Source organism: Streptomyces sp. DH10, from assembly GCF_029813805.1.
Lineage (GTDB): Bacteria > Actinomycetota > Actinomycetes > Streptomycetales > Streptomycetaceae > Streptomyces > Streptomyces coeruleofuscus.
On record NZ_JARVKU010000022.1, the window covers coordinates 79,224 to 96,355 of the forward strand.

Here is a 17,132-nt window from a genome sequence, read left to right on the forward strand (position 1 = left end):
GTGCGCGCTCATGACCATAAAGCCCCTCCGTAAGGACTACAAGTGGAACTGGCCTATTACTCGGACTATGCGGTGCGCCTCGTCAACACCGAGGAGCCGGCCCGGGGCAAGGACTCCCTGACGTCGGTCGAGGCGGTCCGCGAGCTGTTCGGCGTCAACCAGTCGGCGGCCCGCCGCGCCACCGACGCGGACGTCACCCGCTTCCGCTCGGTCCGGGCCCGGCTGCGCGCGGTCTTCGAGGCGGCCGACAAGGACGACGAGACGCTCGCCGTGGACCTGCTGAACTCACTGCTGCTGGAGTTCCCGGTGAGCCCGCAGATCTCCGGGCACGACTTCCGCGACGACGACGGCCGTCCCCTGTGGCACATGCACCTGGCGGACCACCCGTCCAACGCGACCGCGGGCTACGCGGCGATCGCGGCGATGGGGCTGGCGTTCCACCTGACCGAGTACGGCGTGGACCGGCTCGGCCTGTGCGAGGCCGCGCCCTGCCGCAACGTCTACCTGGACACCTCCACCAACCGCTCCCGGCGCTACTGCTCCGACCGCTGCGCGACCCGCGCCAACGTGGCGGCCTACCGCGCCCGCAAACGCCTCGAAGCCGCCCGGCCCGGCCTGCCCGAGAGGACCGGCCTGGCGGCCGACAGCGCCCAGCCGAGCAGCGCCCAGGGCGAACGCCGGCCGGGCTTGAGCGGCCGGTAGCGGAACCGGACCCGGCCCAGCACCAGCTCGTCCGGTACGACGCCGTAGTCGGTGCTGTCGCCGCCTGCGTACGTGTTGTCCCCGAGCACCCACCAGCCGTTCTCGCGCCGCTCGGCGACCCGCTTGACGACCAGCAGGTCCTGCTGGAAGGGGTGCCGCAGCACGACGACGTCACCGGGCTTGGTCCGGGCCCCGTAGTGCACCAGGAGCCGGTCCCCGTGGTACAGCGTGGGCACCATGGACGGACCGGTCACCTCGGCCACCCCGAAGGGCGCGGCCGACCTCCCCCGCTCGGACTCCTGCGACAGCTCCGGCATCACCCGGCACCTCCCCGGTTCTTCGTCCACCAGTCTCAGTCTCACCCCGGACTTTTGTCCTAAGCCCAAGGGGGCACCCGCGAAAAGCCGTCCCTCACGGAGTAATGTCCCCTGTGAGAAGACGATCACGAGGAAGGAATGCTCCATGCTTTCCCGCCTGTTTGCCCCCAAGGTCAAGGTCAGCGCACACTGTGACCTTCCCTGCGGTGTGTACGACCCTGCTCAGGCCCGCATCGAGGCGGAGTCGGTGAAGGCCATCCAGGAGAAGATGGCCGCCAACGACGACCCGCACTTCCAGGCGCGTGCCACCACCATCAAGGAGCAGCGCGCGGAGCTCGCGAAGCACCACGTGTCCGTGCTGTGGAGCGACTACTTCAAGCCGCCGCACTTCGAGAAGTACCCCGAGCTGCACCAGCTGGTCAACGACACCCTCAAGGCCCTTTCGGCCGCCAAGGGTTCGACCGACCCGGCGACCGGCCAGAAGGCGCTGGACTACATCGCCCAGATCGACAAGATCTTCTGGGAGACCAAGAAGGCCTGAAGTCAAGGGCAGAAGGGGCCCGGCCGGGAGCACCGGCCGGGCCCCTTCGTCATGGGCGCGGTCGTCGCCGTCAGTGGAACCGCGGGACGATCAGGAAGATCCCGTACGCCACCACGGCCGCGCAGGCCAGGAAGCACAGCGCCGCCTGGGTGAAGCCGAGGGCGGAGGTGGGGCCCGGCTGGTCGCGGGCGCCCTCCAGTTGGGCGAGGCCGAGGACGCCGAGGGCGAAGACGACGACCACGGCGACGGTGACGCCTGTGCTCACCGCGGCGACCTGGCCGAGTGCGGTCCAGTCCAGATGCATGTCGACTCCCCGTCGTTCAGGCGGCCGTGCCGAGCTTGGCGGGCGGCTCGGTGCGGATGGTGACGTCGTGTGCGTCGTTGACGTTGTGCGCGTGGACCGGGTTGCGGCGGGAGACGACCACGATGCCCGCGGCGAGGGCCGCGCCGACCAGGGCGACGACCGCCGTACCGAGGTCGCCGCCGCTGCTGACCACACTCGCGGCCAGGCCGCCGACCAGCGCGGCGGCGGGCAGAGTGACCAGCCACGCGACCGCCATGCGGCCCGCGACGCCCCAGCGGACCTCCGCGAGCCTGCGGCCGAGCCCCGCGCCGAGGATGCTGCCCGAGGCGACCTGGGTGGTGGACAGGGCGAAGCCCAGGTGCGCGGAGGTCAGGATGACGGTGGTGGAGGCGGTCTCGGCGGCGAAGCCCTGCGGCGACTGGATCTCGGTGAGGCCCTTGCCCATGGTGCGGATGATGCGCCAGCCGCCGAGATACGTGCCGAGGCCGATGGCGATGCCCGCGGACGCGATCACCCACAGGGGCGGTCCGGCGTCGTGGCCGAGCGCGCCGGCCGAGATCAGGGTGAGGGTGATGACGCCCATGGTCTTCTGCGCGTCGTTCGTGCCGTGGGCGAGGGAGACCAGCGAGGCCGAGGCGATCTGGCCGATCCGGAAGCCCTTGGTCACGGAGTCCTTGCGGGCGCGGTCGGTGAGCCGGTAGGCGAGGTAGGTGGCCAGCAGCGCGGCGACGCCCGCCACGACCGGCGAGGCCACCGCCGGCACCAGCACCTTCTCGACGACCTTGTCGAAGTTGACGCCGTGGCTGCCCGCTCCGACCCACACGGCCCCGATCAGCCCGCCGAACAGGGCGTGCGAGGAACTCGACGGCAGGCCGACCAGCCAGGTCAGCAGGTTCCACAGGATCGCCCCGACCAGGCCCGCGAAGATCATTCCCGGGGTGACGAGGGTGTCGTCCACGATGCCGCCCGAGATGGTCTTGGCGACCTCGGTGGACAGAAAGGCACCGACCACATTGAGGACACCGCTGATCAGGACCGCCGTACGGGGAGCGAGTGCGCCGGTGGCGATGGACGTGGCCATCGCGTTCGCCGTGTCGTGGAATCCGTTGGTGAAGTCGAAGGCGAGCGCCGTCACGATGACGACCGCCACTAGGAACGTGATGTGGTCCATTCCTGAATGCAAACAAGTGCAGGCCAATAGGCGGGGAACGGCGAGGCAAAGGCTGGTCAAGGTTCACGCGGGTGGCGGTGACGCCGCCCTTGTACGATCGCGCCCATGAGGATCGGCTGGACGTACGCCTTCATCGACCGCCCGCGCGAGGGGTTCGACGCCGCCTGCGCGTTCTGGACGGAGGTCACGGACACCCGGCTTTCCGAACTGCGCGGAGAGCAGGACGAGTTCGTCACGCTGGTCCCGCACGACGCCGACGCCTGCCTGAAAGCACAGGCGGTGCGCTCGGGGGACGGCGGTGCACATCTCGACTTCTGTGTGGACGACGTAAGGGAGTTCGCCGACTCGGCGACGCGGCTCGGCGCGAGCGTGGTGGCCGACCTCGGATCGCTCGTCGTGCTGCGGTCGCCCGGTGGGCAGTTGTTCTGCGCGGACCCTTGGCGCGGGCAATCGTCGCGGCCGGGGGTGGTGGGGGGCAGCCGTCTCGACCAGGTGTGCGTGGACGTGCCGCCGTCCGCCTACGACGCCGAAGTCGCCTTCTGGAGCGGGCTGCTGGCCGACTGGACGTCACGTCCCGGTGCACTCCCGGAGTTCCACGTGGTCGAGCCGCCGCCCGGTCTGCCGGTGCGTCTGCTCCTGCAACGCCTCGAAGAGGAACGCCCGGCCTCCGCCCACCCCGACCTCGCCTGCGCGGACGTCGAGGCGACCCGGGCGTGGCACGAGGAGCGCGGGGCCGTGTTCGTGGCCGGCTTCTCGGGCTGGACGGTGATGCGCGACCCGGCGGGCGGCACGTACTGCCTGACGACCCGTGATCCGGAGACGGGCGGGCTGCGCGTCTAGTCCGATTCGGCGTACGCACACAGGACGGCCCCGCCGTGCTCGGGCGTCGGGCAGGGCGGCAGGTCCGGTGTCTCGTCGGGGTTCGTGTTCTGCCAGACGTACGGCCCCCGAGGCCGAGTCGAGTCCTGCATCCACAGCGTCAGCCCGCCCGCGACGACCACGACCAGTGCCCACACGATCATCACGCGGCGCCACACCCGGCGCCGCCGCTCCCCCGCCATGTCCATGCCTCACACGCTAGTCGGTCAACCGCGCCGCCCGCGCCTGGAGATAGCGCTGTTCGGGCAGGCTGAGGGTCTGGGCGGCGGCCGACTCGTAGGCGGCACGAGCGGCTTCGGGCTCGCCCGCGCGCTCCAGGAGGTGACCTCGTACGGCGTCCAGGCGGTGACCCTTCAAGTCGCCTGCCAGGGCGTCCAGTTCGGACAGACCCGCGCGAGGGCCGTGGACCATGGCGACGGCCACCGCGCGGTTGAGGCGTTCGACCGGGCCGGGGACCAGGGTCACGAGGACGTCGTAGAGGCCCAGGATCTCGGCCCAGTCCGTCGCCTCGGGCGAGGGCGCCTCGTCGTGGACGGCGGCGATCGCGGCACGCAGTTGGTAGGGCCCGGGCCGGCCCCGGGACAGCGCCCCGGTGACCAGGGCGACGCCCTCCTCGATCGCGGCCTCGTCCCAGCGGTCCCGGTCCTGCTCGTCGAGGGGGATCAGCTCGTCGTGCGGTCCGCTGCGCGCGTCGCGGCGGGCGTCGGTGAGCAGCATCAGCGCGAGCAGGCCGGCCACCTCGCGGTCCTCGGGGAGCAGCCGGTGGACCGTGCGGGTCAGGCGTACGGCCTCGGCTGCGAGGTCACGGCGCTGGAGTGTGGCGCCGGAGGTGGCCGTGTAGCCCTCGTTGAAGATCAGGTAGAGGGTCTGGAGGACGGACGGCAGCCGCTGTTCCCAGCGCTCCGGGCGGCCGAAGCGCACACCCCGCACCTTCTGCTTGGCCCGGCTGATCCGCTGGGCCATCGTCGCTTCCGGCACCAGATACGCGCGGGCGATCTCCGCCGTGGTGAGACCGCCGACGGCGCGCAGGGTGAGCGCGATCTGGGCGGGCGGCGTCAGGTCAGGGTGGCAGCACAGGAAGAGCAGCGTGAGGGTGTCGTCCTCGCGGGGAGCCCGCTCCCCGGGCGGCGGGGCGGTGAAGGCGTCGCGGGGCGTGAGCGCCGCCGCCCGCTCCTCGCGCTGCCGCCGTGCCTCCTCGCTGCGCAGGGCGTCGGTCAGCCGCCGCGAGGCGACCCTGATCAGCCAGCCGCGCGGATTGCCGGGCACACCCGCCGAGGGCCACTGCCCGGCCGCCGCGAGCAGCGCCTCCTGTACGGCGTCCTCGGCGGCGTCGAACTGCCCGTAGCGCCTGACCAGCGCGCCGAGGACCTGCGGCGCGTTCCGGCGCAGCAGGTCCTCGATCTCGGGTGGGTTCCTCACCGGCCCGTCCGTCGGCGTGGTCCGGCCCTCAGATGTCCCCGGAGCCGTCCATGATCGGACGGATCACGACCGGGTAGTCGGGGGCGCCGGCCGGCTGGGGGCACCGGGCGACGCGCTCGGCGATCTCCGTGACCCGCTCCAGGCTCTCGCACTCCAGGACCCAGTAGCCGGCGAGCAGCTCCTTGGTCTCGCTGTACGGCCCGTCGGTGATCACCGCCTTGCCGTCGTCACCGAGGGTGACGTGCCGGGTCTGCGCCGGCTCTGCCAGGCCCTGACCGTCGACGAATTCGCCCGTCTCGGAGAGGTCGTCGTTGATGGCGCCCATGTAGGCGAACATGGCCTGGATCTCGTCCTCGCTCCAGGCGGGGGAGCCCGCCGACGCCTTGCCGCGCATGGCTTCGTAGTCCGCCTGCGTGCCCTGCACCATGACCAGGTACTTCATCAGTCCGCTCCTTCGGCTCTCGCCGCCCTCATGGGCGGCTCTCACAGGGGACGTCGGAGCCGGGCCGGGATTCTCGACACGAGCTCAGGGATTTTCCGCGACGGTTTCTCCTGGGGCGTCTTCGGTCGGGGTCGTCGCAGGTGGGGCGGTGCCCTCGGCGGACCGGGGCCAGTCGGCGGTCCGGATGCCCTCGCCGGACTGACCGCCCTCGGCACTCTCCGTGTCGTAGGCCGCGCACTCGGGGTTGCGGCAGGGGCCCGGAACCCAGCGCGGGACCCACGCGCCCAGCGTCTTGTGGCGCCGGACGACTGTTTCCACTGGCTGTCCGCAGGTCGGACAGACGCGTTCTTCGCTGCCCATGTCCTCAGGGTAGGCCGGGCGGGGCCTCAGCGCTTCCTGCTGTACGTGCGCACCAGCACGTCGTTGCCGAAGGTGCGCACCGACTCCAGGGCGAACTCCGAGATCTCGAATCCGGAGCCGAACATCGGCATGCCCGCGCCGTACACGAGCGGGTAGGTCTTGATCACGAGTTCGTCGATCTCGTCGCGCAGTTCGCCCGCGATCTGCGCGCCGCCGCACAGGTAGATGCCGAACTCGCCGTCCTCGGCCTTCAGTTCGCGGACCTTTCCGGCCAGGTCGTCCGCGATGATCTCGACGTTCGGGTCGGGCGACTCCTTCAGCGTCCGGGAGGCGACGTATTCACGCAGGTGGGCGTAAGGGCTGGTGATGTCGTCCTTCAGGGCGAGGTCGTAGCTGGCCCGGCCCTGGACGATGGTGTCGAACCGCTTGTTCGGCAGGTCGTCGAAGCCGAGGGCCCGGCGGCCCTGGGTGGGCACGGTCTCCGGGTATTCCGCCTTGAGGAAGGCGAGGAACTCCTCGTCGACGAAACGGACCATCGACGTCGCGTCGCCGCCCGGGTCGCCGATGAAGCCGTCGATGGAACAGGCGATGAAGTACGTGAGCTTTCGCAAGCCGGTCTCTTTTCGTAGGCTGCCGGTGCAACGACTTCAGTTGTAGTACTCCTGCTGTAGTGGTTGCAAGCCGATTTCCACGAACCGCCGAAAGTGGGAGAAGGGACTCCGCATGGTCAGCAATCCCGAGCGCCGGGCCGCGCTCGTCGACGCCGGCGTCGAGGTGCTCGCGCGTGAGGGAGCGCGCGGGCTGACGTTCCGCGCGGTGGACGCGGAGGCCGGCGTGCCCGTGGGCACGGCCTCCAACTACTTCACCGGCCGTGCCGACCTGCTGCGCCAGATCGACACCCGGCTGCACACACGGCTCGCGCCCGACCCCGACGTGGTCGCCGAGCTGATGACCCGCCCCAGGGACCGTTCACTGGTCACGGCCTTCATGTACGACCTGATGGCCCGCGCGACCCGCGACCGCACGGGCTACCTGGCCCTCATGGAGCTGCGCCTGGAGGCCACCCGGCGCCCCGAACTGCTCGCCTCCTACACCAAGTCGGTGCGCGGCGACCTGGAGGAGGCCATGGAATTCCACCGCACGGCCGGCCTCCCCGGCGGCGACGAGTCCGTCGCCGTGCTATACCTGGCCATGCTCGGACTGCTCCTGGAACACCTGACCCTGCCGGGCGTCCTGGAGGGCGTACTGCCCGGGGTGAGCGTGCCGGACGGGCTGGTGGACAGGATCGTGGCGACGGTGTTGCCGGAGGGAGGAGCCGGAGAGGGTGGCGCGGACACGCCCTAAGCCTTGCGCGGGCGGGGCTCGCGCCACATCGGCCACATGGCCGGGCCGTTCTCCGGGAGGTCGAGCGCCGGGCCGGCGGGCTCGAAGCCGAGGCGTTCGTACAGCTTTCGGCTGCGGCCGCTGCTCGCCTCCAGGTAGGCGGGCAGTCCCTCGCGGTCGCAGCGGTCGAGGACCGACTCGATGAGCGCCGTGCCGAGACCCTCGCCCTGGCGGCCGGGGGCCACGGCGATCATCCACAGGTACTCGTGGGCCCGCCCGGAGGGGTGGATGGCGGCGGTCAGCCGGCCGATCGCCTCGACGCGTTCGTTGTCCGGGTCGACGGCCTGACGCACCTGGGCCGGACCGTCGTCCTCGGCGTCGCCGTCATGGTCGTCGGCCGGCATGGACAGCCACAGCGCACAGGCCGAACCGTCCTCGGTGAGGTCGATGCGCCCGGCCGCGAGCACGATGTCGGTGAAGGCGGCCATGAGTCCGGGATGCTTGGCGCGACGGTCCTCCGCCCCGGGGAAGACCCAGCCGCTCACCGGGTCGTTCTGGAACGCCTCGTCCAGCAGCCGGACAACCAGCTCCCGGTCGCCCTCGCCCGCCGTCCGGATCGCCACACCCATGTCCCGCCCCTTCGCTCGCCCGACGGGCGTTGATCGTAGGGCGGTTGGGAGCCGCCCCGGCACGTGGGGCCTGAGCTTGGCGGGATTTCGTCGAACAGCTGCCCAAAGCGCCTGTCCTGACCGGCAGGAGGAGGCGGGCCCCGCACACCGTGGGGCAGTGCGGGACCCGCCTGGCCGGAAGCCCGGGGCCGTACGGAGTCAGGAGCCGCACGGCCCCCGGGGCGCTCCGGGGTCCTGCCCTTCGGTGACCCGAAGGTCCGTCAGGTGCCGCCGACGGCCCGTTGCAGCACCGGCGGCCGTTCCCGACCGCCATGCCCGCACCGTCCGCCGCAAACGGCCGCGCCGTCAGCCGGTGCGCCGCGTCACGAACTCGGCGAGGGCCAGCAGGCCGCCCGCCGCCTCCGGGTCCGGCACCGCACGCGCCAGTTCCTGCATCGCCAGTGCCATCCGGTCGGCCGCCTGGTTCTGCGCCCAGTCACGGCCGCCCGCCCGCTCCACGGTCAGGGCGATGTGGTCCAGGTCCTCCTTCTCGCTGGGTCGTGCGTACAGTTCGGCGAGTTCCGCGGCCGCCGGCGTGCCGGAGGTGAAGGCCGCCACGACCGGCAGGGACTTCTTGCGGGCGGCCAGGTCCGCGCCGACGGGCTTGCCGGTGCGGCGCGGGTCGCCCCATATGCCGATCACGTCGTCGATGAGCTGGAAGGCGAGCCCGGCCTCCCGGCCGAACGCGTCCAGCGCCGCCACGTCCGCGTTCCCGGCACCCGCGTACAGCCCGCCGATCGCACAGGCGCTGCCCAGCAGTGCGCCCGTCTTGGCCTCCGCCATGGCGAGCACCTCGTCGAGCGTGACCTCGCCGGGAGCGCGCCGCTCCAGAGCCGTGTCCGCGTGCTGTCCCGCGCACAGTTCGATCACACAGTCGGCGAGCCGGGCGGTGGCGGCCGCGGCCGCCGGATGCGGGTCCTCGGCGAGCAGCCGCATGGCCAGCGCCTGGAGGGCGTCGCCGGCGAGGATCGCGTCGGGGTCGCCGAACACGGTCTACGCGGTGGGCCGGTGCCGGCGGGTGGCGTCTCTGTCCATCACGTCGTCATGCAGAAGCGTGAAATTGTGGACCAGCTCCACCGCCGCGGCCGCCCGGACCGCCGCCACCCGTGCCTCCGCCCCGCCCAGGGCGGCCGCCGCGGCGAGGACGAGCGCGGGCCGGATCGCCTTGCCGGAGCCGCCCTCGGCCGGTGTGCCGTCCGCCTGCTCCCAGCCGAAGTGGTAGAGGGCGATCCGGCGCATCGGCCCGGGCAGCGAGTCGAGCGCGTCCCGCAGTACCGGGTCGACCTCCGCCCGGGCCCGCTCCAGGAGCATGACCGCCTCGTGCCCTTCGGCCGGTCCTGGCCGGCCGTCCCGCTGTGTTCCGATGGGCCCCCGCCTTTCCGGTGCCCCGGCCGCACGCCCGGGCTCGGCACCGCGCTGCCCGCCGGGGGCGGGCAGCGTCGTCTCCGTCCTGAACTCCGTAAGGGACTCACCCATGGGACCGCCTCGGAGACTGAGCGGACGGTAGTGCTTCCGCTGCCGCTGGGCGCGTACTCCGAGGGTGTACCCGCACCGCCGGGCGCGGACACGGCCGCCGCACCGGAAGCGTCACCCCCAGCGCCCGATCTCGACGTTCTCCAGGACGCCGAGCGCGTCCGGTACCAGGACCGCGGCCGAGTAGTAGGCCGTGACCAGGTACTTGATGATGGCCTGTTCGTTGATGCCCATGAAGCGCACCGACAGGCTCGGCTCGATCTCGTCCGGGATGCCGGAGGCCCGCAGGCCGATGACGCCCTGGTCGCTCTCGCCGGTACGCATGGCGATGATCGAGGTCGTCCGCTCCTGGCTCACCGGGATCTTGTTGCACGGGAAGATCGGCACTCCGCGCCAGGTGGGGATGCGGTTGCCGGCCATGTCGATGGTCTCGGGGACGAGCCCGCGCTTGTTGAGCTCGCGGCCGATCGCGGCGATGGCGCGCGGGTGGGCGAGGAGCAGTTTGGTGCCGCGGCGCCTGCTGAGCAGCTCGTCCAGGTCGTCAGGGCCGGGCACGCCGTCGTGCGGCTGGATCCGCTGGTCGTACTCGCAGTTGTGCAGAAGGCCGAAGTCACGGTTGTTGATGAGCTCGTCCTCCTGGCGCTCCTTCAGCGCCTCGACCGTCAGCCGGATCTGCTGCTCGGTCTGGTTCATGGGCTGGTTGTAGAGGTCGGCCACGCGCGTGTGGATGCGCAGGACGGTCTGGGCGACGCTCAGTTCGTACTCACGGGGCCTGGCCTCGTAGTCGACGAAGGTGTGCGGGATGTCCGGCTCTCCGGAGTGGCCGGCGGCGAGGTCGATCTCCTTCTCGCCGTACTTGTTGGAGCGCTGCTGGGGGATCGAGCGGCGCTGGCGGAGGTGCTCGCGCAGCGAGTCCGAGCGCTCCGCGATCTGCTCGACGTCCTGGCGGGTCAGGACGAGCACGGTGCACGCGGTGAGCGCCCGGGCCGTGTACTCCCAGATGGCGTCCTCGTTCAGCAGCGCCTCGTCGCCGAGGTAGGCGCCGTCGGCGAGGACCCCGAGAGACTCGTCGTCGCCGTACGGGCCCGTGCCGACCTTCTCCACCCTGCCGTGCGCCAGCAGGTACACCTCGTCGGTCGGGCTGCCGAACGAGGCGATCACCTCACCGGCGGGGATCTCCCGCTGCTCGCAGCGCCGGGCGATCTCGAAGAGCACCTCCTCGTCCTCGTACGACCGCAGCGCCGGCAGCTCACCCAGCTCCGCGGGGATGATCTCGACGCGGTCGCCGGTCTTCACGAACGTCAGCCGGCCGTCGCCCACGGCGAACGTCAGCCGCCGGTTCACCCGGTACGTACCACCCTGGATGTCGACCCAGGGCAGCATGCGCAGCAGCCAGCGGGAGCTGATCTCCTGCATCTGCGGCACGGACTTGGTCGTGGTGGCCAGGTTCCGCGCGGCCGCCGTGCCGAGACTCTGCTGCGGCTTGGTCTGCTCCGTGCGGACCTCTTCGCCTACCGACATAGAGAACTGCCCTCCCGGTTGTGACCGACGCCCATATGCCTCGGGCATCGATGTGCACCGCCAAGCCTTCCTCACTCAACGTCGCGGTGCTATTACACGAACGAGCGGGAATGGATCTTCGTACGACTGGGCAGGGGCCCGCTTTCCCGGCGTTAACGGGCGGCGTGGCAGGCTCCGTGGCTGCTGGCGAGAACCCGTCGGAACCTGTCGGTCATGCCGCTGGGGAGCGTGCGGGGCCGGACCTAGCGTGGTGATCCCTTCCTTTCACCGACTCCGGAGACGGCCCGTCCATGCAGTACATCGCGCCGATCGCCATCGGCATCCTCTACGCCCTGTTGATGTCCCTGGTCCGCGAACCGCACCGGCGGCGCCTGAACGCGGTCATGGTCGCCGGTGCCGGCGCGGCGTACCTCAGTGGCGGCGGCATGGGCGGCTGGGAGTTCCCCTTCACCGCGCTGCTCGCCTACGTCGCCTTCCGCGGCCTGGAGTCGTGGGCGTGGATCGGCGCCGGCTGGCTGCTGCACACGGCGTGGGACATCGTGCACCACGTCAAGGGCGCCCCGATCATCCCCTTCGCCCACACCTCCTCCCTGGGCTGCGCGATCTGCGACCCGGTGATCGCACTCTGGTGCCTGCGGGGCGGCCCGTCCCTCATCGACTTCGTGCGCGAGCGCCGCCGGCCCGGGCAGCCGCGGCCCGGCCCGGGCTCGCGGGAAGGCGTCAGCCCCGAGTCCCCCTCCCCCACCCCCGGGTGACAATGGCCCGGTGACCAGCCCCGACACCTCCGGATTCGCCGCACTGCGTCCCCGGCTGCCCTCGCCGGCGGAGGAGGTGGCGGACGACCGGTTCGAGCGCCACGGCGTCCGGCTGGTGCTGAAGCGGGACGACCTTATCCACCCGGAACTGATCGGCAACAAGTGGCGCAAGCTGGCGCCCAACCTCGCGGCGGCGGCCGGCCGTACCGTCGTCACCTTCGGCGGCGCCTACTCCAACCACCTGCGCGCCACGGCCGCGGCGGGCCGGCTGCTCGGCATCCGCACGGTCGGCGTCGTACGCGGTGAGGAGCTGGCCGGCCGGCCCCTCAACCCCTCACTGACCCGCTGCAAGGCCGACGGCATGCGGCTGCACTTCGTCGACAGGGCGACCTACCGCCGCAAGTCCGAGCCGCGGACCCTGGCCGCGATCCTGCGCGCGGCGGACGCCGAGGAGGCCTACGTCGTCCCCGAGGGCGGCAGCAACGCGGAGGCCGTGCGCGGCTGCCGGGCGCTCGGCGCCGAACTGCACGGCCGAGCCGATGTCGTCGCCGTGGCCTGCGGCACCGGCGGCACACTGGCGGGACTGGCCGCCGGCCTCGCCCCCGGGCAACGCGCCGTGGGTGTCCCCGTCCTCAAGGGCGGCTTCCTGGCCGCCGACGTCAGGGCCTTGCAGCACCAGGCCTTCGGCGGTCCGCGCGGCACCTGGAGCCTCGACGACCGCTTCCACTTCGGCGGCTACGCGCGCGTGCCCGGCGAGCTCGACTCCTTCGCCGCGGACTTCGAGCACCGTCACGGACTGCCCGTCGAGCGCCTGTATGTCGCCAAGCTGCTGTACGGGCTCGTCGCCCTGGCCGGCGAAGGAGCCTTCCCGCGCGGGACGACGGTGGCGGCCGTGGTCACCGGCCGCCCCTTCCCGTGACGCCGGGCAGCGCGCCCCCGCCGCCCCTCCCGCCGCCAGGCCGTGTCCTGCCGTCCGTCCCTGCCCGCCTCTATGCCGTCTCCCGAAAGGCCGCCGCCTCCTCCAGGTCCAGCCTGCGCAGCAGCGTCCGCAGCATCTCGTCGTCGATGTACCGGGCGTCCCTGAGCTTGACGAACACCTCGCGCTCGGCGCTGATCATCTCCCGCGACAGCCGCCGGTAGGTGTCGTCGACGGACTCCCCGGTGACCGGGTTGGCCTGCCCGAGCCGTTCCCAGACGGCGTTGCGGCGGCGCTCCAGGACGGTGCGGAGCCGGTCGGCGAGCGGCGCGGGCAGGGCGTTGCGGTCGTCGGCGAGGAGTTCGTCCAGGCGCCGCTCGGCGGCCCGGGAGGCCTGCGCCTGGGCGTTGGCCTCGGCCAGTGTCTCGGCCTGTGCGTCCCGCCCGGGGAACCTCAGCAGACGGATCAGCGGGGGCAGGGTCAGCCCTTGCACGACCAGCGTCCCGATGACGGTCGTGAAGGTCAGGAAGAGGATGAGGTTGCGGTGCGGGAAGGGCTCCTCGCCGTCATGCAGGGTGAGCGGGATCGAGAAGGCGATGGCGAGCGAGACCACGCCCCGCATACCGGCCCACGCGACGACGAACGGCCCCCTCCAGGTCGGACTCGCCTCCCGCTCCCGGATCCGGGCCGACAGCAGCCGCGGCAGGAAGGTCGCCGGGTACACCCACGCGAACCGGGCGGCGACGACCACCAGGAAGACGGCGACCGCGTACCAGGCGGCCAGGACCCCCTCGTACTCCCCGAGGCCCCTCAGCACCACCGGCAGCTGGAGTCCGATCAGGGCGAACACCGCCGACTCCAGGACGAAGGCGACCATCTTCCACACCGCCTCCTCCTGGAGTCGCGTGGCGAAGTCGACCTGCCACGCGCGGTGTCCCAGATAGAGCGCGACGACGACGACGGCGATGACACCGGAGGCGTGCACCTGCTCGGCGACGGCGTACGCGACGAACGGGGTCAGCAGGGAAAGCGTGTTCTGGAACAGCGCCTCCTTCACGTGCGTGCGCAGCCAGTGGATCGGCGCCATCAGCACGAGCCCGACCACGACGCCGCCGACGGCCGCGAGCAGGAACTCGCCGATGCCCCCGGCCCAGGTCGCGCCCTCGCCGACGGCGGCGGCCAGGGCCACCCGGTAGGCGGTGATCGCGGTGGCGTCGTTCAGCAGGGACTCGCCCTGGAGGATCGTGGTGATCCGCGACGGCAGCCCGACCCGGCGGGCCACGGCCGTCGCCGCGACCGCGTCCGGCGGTGCCACCACCGCGCCGAAGACCAGGGCGGCGGTCAGCGGCAGGTCCGGCACGATCAGGTACAGGGCCCAACCGACGACGAAGGTCGCGAACAGCACGTACCCGACGGACAGCAGCGCCACCGGGCGCAGCTGCGCCCGCAGGTCGAGGTACGAACTGTCGGTGGCGGCCGTGTGCAGCAGCGGGGGCAGCAGGAGCGGCAGGACGATGTGCGGGTCGAGGGTGTAGTCCGGCACCCCGGGGACGGAGCTCACCGCCAGCCCGACCGCCACCAGCAGCAGGGGCGCCGGCACCGGTGTGCGCCTGGCCGCCGCGGCGATCGCGGCGCTGCCCGCCACCAGCAGCAGCAGTGGCATCACGTCCATCTTCTCGCCCGCCCTCTTTTTTCCACGCGGTCTTCGGCGCGACCGTCGTAACCTGGCAATCATGAAACAGTGCACCCACGCCGAGGCGCTGCCTCATCCCGAACCCGTCCCGCTCAGCGAGACGTGTCCGGAGTGCCTGGCGGAGGGCATGGATCCGGTGCAACTGCGGCTGTGTCTGAGCTGCGGTCACGTCGGCTGCTGCGACTCTTCGCCGGGGCGGCACGCGGCGGTGCACCACGAGAAGTCCGGACATCCCGTGATGCGGACCCATGAACCCGGGGAGAGTTGGCGGTGGTGCTTCGTCGATCATGTCCTGGTGTGACTCGGCAGGACCCCGGCGCGGGACGGTTCGACCGTCTGACGTCTGGGTACGTCAACCCGGCGCACGCTCTTCCCATTTGGGCCCGCAGAACCTCTAGACACGGAGCGTATTCACAGGTTTACTGTGAGTGACGGCAAGGGGTTGGGGTCCCGGGGACAGGACCGTTGAGAGCGCGGTAGCGTCACCGCTGAACCATGTATCGCGTTACCCCGGGGGGCGACCCTCGGCCCCGAAACACTTGTACCACCATGGAGGTGAGGGTGTCCCAGATCGCAGGCGAGCCCGCGACGCAGGACTTCGTGGAAGTCCGGCTGCCGGCTGCGGGTGCCTACCTGTCGGTGCTGCGTACGGCCACGGCCGGTCTCGCGGCCCGTTTGGACTTCACCCTCGACGAGATCGAGGACCTGCGCATCGCTGTGGACGAGGCCTGCGCGATCCTGCTTCAGCAGGCCGTGCCCGGCTCCGTGCTCAGCTGTGTCTTCCGCCTCGTCGACGACTCACTCGAGGTCACCGTCTCGGCGCCGACCACCGATGGTCATGCCCCCTCGCGGGACACCTTCGCCTGGACGGTCCTGTCCGCTCTCGCGGGCAAGGTCTCCTCCGCCGTGGACAAGGACAAAACCGTTTCGATCAGCCTCTACAAACAGCGCGGCGCGGGACCCGGGCCGGCGTGAGGAAAGAGGACGGGCCGGTGCGGGACGAAGAGCGCGGCACACGAGAGCTGCCGGCCGAGGGCACGGCCACGGACCCGTGCGGTCCGACCGTGGCCCGGCGCATGGCGGACGGCATCGACGGCATCCCCGAGCAGGCCCGCCCGCATCCGGAGGACGACTCCGCGGGGGCCGTCCTCCCGGGCGGCGGGCAGCGGACCCAGGACGGTGCCGTGCGGAGCGCGCCTCCGGGCGGAGGGATCGCGGCACCTCCTGCCCAGGGGGGTCCCCCCACTCGCGCGAAGTCGGGAGTGGCGGAGGAGGCGAGGGCTCGGGGAAGGGCGACGGGCGGGACGATGAGCGAGCACGAGCGACACTCCGAGGACGAAGCGCCGCGCGCACGCCACACACAGGGTGCGCACGGCTCCACGGACCGCAGCGGGGCGCGCGAGATGTTCCTCAAACTGCGCACGCTGGACAACGGCAGCCCCGAGTACGCGGAGCTGCGCAATCAACTGGTCCGTATGCACCTGCCGCTCGTGGAGCATCTCGCACGCCGCTTCCGCAACCGCGGCGAGCCGCTCGACGACCTGACCCAGGTCGCCACGATCGGGCTGATCAAGTCGGTCGACCGCTTCGACCCGGACCGCGGCGTGGAGTTCTCCACGTACGCGACCCCGACGGTCGTGGGCGAGATCAAGCGGCACTTCCGTGACAAGGGCTGGGCGGTGCGCGTCCCGCGCCGGCTCCAGGAGCTGCGCCTCTCCCTGACCACGGCCACGGCCGAGCTCTCCCAGCTGCACGGCCGCTCCCCCACGGTCCACGAGCTCGCCGAGAAGCTGGCGATCTCGGAGGAGGAGGTCCTGGAGGGCCTGGAGTCCGCCAACGCGTACTCCACGCTGTCCCTGGACGTCCCCGACACCGACGACGAGTCCCCGGCGGTCGCCGACACCCTCGGCGCGGAGGACGAGGCGCTGGAGGGCGTGGAGTACCGGGAGTCTCTCAAGCCGCTTCTGGAGGACCTCCCGCCGCGTGAGAAGCGGATCCTGCTGCTGCGCTTCTTCGGCAACATGACCCAGTCGCAGATCGCGCAGGAGGTCGGCATCTCCCAGATGCACGTCTCGCGGCTGCTGGCGCGCACGCTGGCCCAGCTCCGGGAGAAGCTCCTCGTCGAGGAGTGACGGCTACTTCTGTACGTTGCCGGGCCCGCGGATCCCGAGGGCCCGGGTCGTCTCCGGGTTCACCAGCAGGACGAGCGCCGCTACGGCCACGACCGCGAGGGCGATCCCGGCCGGAATGGCCATGCTGTCGGCCTGGAGCAGGTTGTAGGCCACGGGCAGCGCCATGAGCTGGGTGATGACGGCCGGGCCGCGGCTCCAGCTGCGGCGGCCGAGCAGCCCGCGCGCGGCGAGCAGCGGCAGCAGCGCGAGCACGACGAGCGTGACGCCGCCGGTCACGGCCTGCTGGCGGTTGTCCGGCTCACCGGTGAGTGCGAGGACGAGCATCCAGACGCCGCCGACGACCAGCGCCAGCCCCTCCAGTGCGGCCAGCAGCGCGGCGTACGTCAGCCGCCGCGGGCGGGGGCCGGTGTTGTCCGAGGTGGTGGGGGTCTGCTCACTGCTCACCCCTGAAGAGTAGCCCTCGGCCGCGCGCCCCTCATGGCGAGGTTCACCCCCGCTCTCTTACCTGATCCCTAC

The 17,132-nt window shown here is 71.6% G+C and carries 20 protein-coding genes and 2 pseudogenes; 9 read left to right on the top strand and 13 right to left on the bottom strand.

Features of this window, described 5'->3' with window-relative positions; all coding sequences use genetic code 11:
- The first annotated feature begins 42 nt into the window (after positions 1 to 42).
- Positions 43 to 702, top strand: a complete 660-nt coding sequence (locus tag QC385_RS34525; RefSeq protein ID WP_279545302.1) for a CGNR zinc finger domain-containing protein — start codon at positions 43 to 45, stop codon at positions 700 to 702.
- Between the two features lie 65 nt (positions 703 to 767).
- Here the strand turns inward: QC385_RS34525 and sodX are convergent.
- Positions 768 to 1,166 (bottom strand): annotated as a pseudogene (gene sodX, locus QC385_RS34530) (nickel-type superoxide dismutase maturation protease); the annotation flags it as partial.
- Here sodX and sodN point away from each other — a divergent pair.
- Positions 1,165 to 1,560 (top strand): superoxide dismutase, Ni, encoded by a 396-nt coding sequence (sodN, locus tag QC385_RS34535; RefSeq protein ID WP_086846677.1) that lies wholly within the window; start codon positions 1,165 to 1,167, stop codon positions 1,558 to 1,560. The pseudogene sodX and the gene sodN sit on opposite strands and share 2 nt — an antisense overlap.
- A gap of 70 nt (positions 1,561 to 1,630) precedes the next feature.
- Here the strand turns inward: sodN and QC385_RS34540 are convergent, their stop codons facing one another.
- Together QC385_RS34540 and QC385_RS34545 are read right to left on the bottom strand one after the other, a co-directional pair.
- Positions 1,631 to 1,864, bottom strand: coding sequence for a hypothetical protein (locus QC385_RS34540; RefSeq protein WP_279545303.1), 234 nt, complete (start codon positions 1,862 to 1,864; stop codon positions 1,631 to 1,633).
- A 16-nt stretch (positions 1,865 to 1,880) separates the two neighbouring features.
- Positions 1,881 to 3,035 (bottom strand): inorganic phosphate transporter, encoded by a 1,155-nt coding sequence (locus QC385_RS34545; RefSeq protein ID WP_279545304.1) that lies wholly within the window; start codon positions 3,033 to 3,035, stop codon positions 1,881 to 1,883.
- A 105-nt stretch (positions 3,036 to 3,140) separates the two neighbouring features.
- Here QC385_RS34545 and QC385_RS34550 point away from each other — a divergent pair, with 105 nt between their 5' ends.
- Positions 3,141 to 3,875 (top strand): VOC family protein, encoded by a 735-nt coding sequence (locus tag QC385_RS34550; RefSeq protein WP_279545305.1) that lies wholly within the window; start codon positions 3,141 to 3,143, stop codon positions 3,873 to 3,875.
- On the opposite strand, the gene QC385_RS34555 is transcribed toward QC385_RS34550, so the two are convergent.
- From QC385_RS34555 to QC385_RS34575, 5 genes are all read right to left on the bottom strand, one after another.
- Complete coding sequence (locus QC385_RS34555) at positions 3,872 to 4,102, bottom strand: hypothetical protein (RefSeq protein ID WP_279545306.1); 231 nt, start codon at positions 4,100 to 4,102, stop codon at positions 3,872 to 3,874. The two genes, QC385_RS34550 and QC385_RS34555, sit on opposite strands and share 4 nt — an antisense overlap.
- 10 nt (positions 4,103 to 4,112) lie before the next feature.
- The gene (locus QC385_RS34560) at positions 4,113 to 5,333 is read right to left on the bottom strand and encodes an RNA polymerase sigma factor (protein WP_279545307.1); all 1,221 of its coding nucleotides are present in this window, start codon (positions 5,331 to 5,333) and stop codon (positions 4,113 to 4,115) included.
- A gap of 28 nt (positions 5,334 to 5,361) precedes the next feature.
- Complete coding sequence (locus QC385_RS34565) at positions 5,362 to 5,775, bottom strand: YciI family protein (RefSeq protein WP_279545308.1); 414 nt, start codon at positions 5,773 to 5,775, stop codon at positions 5,362 to 5,364.
- 84 nt (positions 5,776 to 5,859) lie between these two features.
- Positions 5,860 to 6,135, bottom strand: coding sequence for a hypothetical protein (locus QC385_RS34570; RefSeq protein ID WP_279545309.1), 276 nt, complete (start codon positions 6,133 to 6,135; stop codon positions 5,860 to 5,862).
- Positions 6,136 to 6,161: 26 nt separating this feature from the next.
- Positions 6,162 to 6,746: a dihydrofolate reductase family protein gene (locus tag QC385_RS34575; RefSeq protein WP_279545310.1), complete on the bottom strand. Its 585-nt coding sequence runs from the start codon at positions 6,744 to 6,746 to the stop codon at positions 6,162 to 6,164.
- Between the two features lie 112 nt (positions 6,747 to 6,858).
- Here QC385_RS34575 and QC385_RS34580 point away from each other — a divergent pair, with 112 nt between their 5' ends.
- Positions 6,859 to 7,479, top strand: a complete 621-nt coding sequence (locus tag QC385_RS34580; RefSeq protein WP_279545311.1) for a TetR/AcrR family transcriptional regulator — start codon at positions 6,859 to 6,861, stop codon at positions 7,477 to 7,479.
- Here QC385_RS34580 and QC385_RS34585 read toward each other — a convergent pair.
- The 3 genes and pseudogenes from QC385_RS34585 to QC385_RS34595 form a co-directional block, all read right to left on the bottom strand.
- Entirely contained in the window at positions 7,476 to 8,087 is a 612-nt protein-coding gene (locus QC385_RS34585) for a GNAT family N-acetyltransferase (protein ID WP_279545312.1), read from the bottom strand. The genes QC385_RS34580 and QC385_RS34585 overlap by 4 nt on opposite strands.
- A 345-nt stretch (positions 8,088 to 8,432) precedes the next feature.
- A pseudogene (locus QC385_RS34590) lies at positions 8,433 to 9,602 on the bottom strand (family 2 encapsulin nanocompartment cargo protein polyprenyl transferase).
- Positions 9,603 to 9,713: 111 nt separating this feature from the next.
- Positions 9,714 to 11,120: a family 2B encapsulin nanocompartment shell protein gene (locus tag QC385_RS34595; RefSeq protein ID WP_279545313.1), complete on the bottom strand. Its 1,407-nt coding sequence runs from the start codon at positions 11,118 to 11,120 to the stop codon at positions 9,714 to 9,716.
- A gap of 290 nt (positions 11,121 to 11,410) precedes the next feature.
- Between QC385_RS34595 and QC385_RS34600 the strand changes: the two genes are divergently transcribed.
- Together QC385_RS34600 and QC385_RS34605 are read left to right on the top strand one after the other, a co-directional pair.
- Positions 11,411 to 11,875: a DUF6010 family protein gene (locus tag QC385_RS34600; protein WP_279545314.1), complete on the top strand. Its 465-nt coding sequence runs from the start codon at positions 11,411 to 11,413 to the stop codon at positions 11,873 to 11,875.
- A 10-nt stretch (positions 11,876 to 11,885) separates the two neighbouring features.
- Positions 11,886 to 12,794 (top strand): 1-aminocyclopropane-1-carboxylate deaminase/D-cysteine desulfhydrase, encoded by a 909-nt coding sequence (locus QC385_RS34605; protein WP_279545315.1) that lies wholly within the window; start codon positions 11,886 to 11,888, stop codon positions 12,792 to 12,794.
- A 70-nt stretch (positions 12,795 to 12,864) separates the two neighbouring features.
- Here the strand turns inward: QC385_RS34605 and QC385_RS34610 are convergent, their stop codons facing one another.
- Positions 12,865 to 14,463 carry a Na+/H+ antiporter gene (locus tag QC385_RS34610; RefSeq protein WP_279545316.1) on the bottom strand — a complete coding sequence of 533 codons (1,599 nt, stop codon included), beginning with the start codon at positions 14,461 to 14,463 and terminating at the stop codon, positions 12,865 to 12,867.
- A 61-nt stretch (positions 14,464 to 14,524) separates the two neighbouring features.
- On the opposite strand from QC385_RS34610, the gene QC385_RS34615 reads away from it, so the two are divergent.
- The 3 genes from QC385_RS34615 (at position 14,525) to QC385_RS34625 (ending at position 16,616) form a co-directional block, all read left to right on the top strand.
- Complete coding sequence (locus QC385_RS34615) at positions 14,525 to 14,785, top strand: UBP-type zinc finger domain-containing protein (protein ID WP_279545317.1); 261 nt, start codon at positions 14,525 to 14,527, stop codon at positions 14,783 to 14,785.
- 260 nt (positions 14,786 to 15,045) lie between these two features.
- Positions 15,046 to 15,459: a hypothetical protein gene (locus QC385_RS34620; RefSeq protein ID WP_003992877.1), complete on the top strand. Its 414-nt coding sequence runs from the start codon at positions 15,046 to 15,048 to the stop codon at positions 15,457 to 15,459.
- A 17-nt stretch (positions 15,460 to 15,476) separates the two neighbouring features.
- Complete coding sequence (locus QC385_RS34625) at positions 15,477 to 16,616, top strand: RNA polymerase sigma factor SigF (RefSeq protein WP_279545318.1); 1,140 nt, start codon at positions 15,477 to 15,479, stop codon at positions 16,614 to 16,616.
- Between the two features lie 3 nt (positions 16,617 to 16,619).
- Here the strand turns inward: QC385_RS34625 and QC385_RS34630 are convergent, their stop codons facing one another.
- Positions 16,620 to 17,060, bottom strand: a complete 441-nt coding sequence (locus QC385_RS34630) for a hypothetical protein (RefSeq protein ID WP_279545319.1) — start codon at positions 17,058 to 17,060, stop codon at positions 16,620 to 16,622.
- Positions 17,061 to 17,132 lie beyond the last annotated feature (72 nt).

Bases quoted from the DNA above. Each gene is read 5' to 3' on its own strand.
- QC385_RS34615 (WP_279545317.1), top strand. From the start codon at position 14,525: ATGAAACAGTGCACCCACGCCGAGGCGCTGCCTCATCCCGAACCCGTC.
- QC385_RS34580 (WP_279545311.1), top strand. From the start codon at position 6,859: ATGGTCAGCAATCCCGAGCGCCGGGCCGCGCTCGTCGACGCCGGCGTC.
- QC385_RS34595 (WP_279545313.1), bottom strand. From the start codon at position 11,120: ATGTCGGTAGGCGAAGAGGTCCGCACGGAGCAGACCAAGCCGCAGCAG.
- sodN (WP_086846677.1), top strand. From the start codon at position 1,165: ATGCTTTCCCGCCTGTTTGCCCCCAAGGTCAAGGTCAGCGCACACTGT.
- QC385_RS34540 (WP_279545303.1), bottom strand. From the start codon at position 1,864: ATGCATCTGGACTGGACCGCACTCGGCCAGGTCGCCGCGGTGAGCACA.
- QC385_RS34550 (WP_279545305.1), top strand. From the start codon at position 3,141: ATGAGGATCGGCTGGACGTACGCCTTCATCGACCGCCCGCGCGAGGGG.
- QC385_RS34555 (WP_279545306.1), bottom strand. From the start codon at position 4,102: ATGGACATGGCGGGGGAGCGGCGGCGCCGGGTGTGGCGCCGCGTGATG.
- QC385_RS34570 (WP_279545309.1), bottom strand. From the start codon at position 6,135: ATGGGCAGCGAAGAACGCGTCTGTCCGACCTGCGGACAGCCAGTGGAA.
- QC385_RS34610 (WP_279545316.1), bottom strand. From the start codon at position 14,463: ATGGACGTGATGCCACTGCTGCTGCTGGTGGCGGGCAGCGCCGCGATC.
- QC385_RS34545 (WP_279545304.1), bottom strand. From the start codon at position 3,035: ATGGACCACATCACGTTCCTAGTGGCGGTCGTCATCGTGACGGCGCTC.
- QC385_RS34600 (WP_279545314.1), top strand. From the start codon at position 11,411: ATGCAGTACATCGCGCCGATCGCCATCGGCATCCTCTACGCCCTGTTG.
- QC385_RS34565 (WP_279545308.1), bottom strand. From the start codon at position 5,775: ATGAAGTACCTGGTCATGGTGCAGGGCACGCAGGCGGACTACGAAGCC.
- QC385_RS34585 (WP_279545312.1), bottom strand. From the start codon at position 8,087: ATGGGTGTGGCGATCCGGACGGCGGGCGAGGGCGACCGGGAGCTGGTT.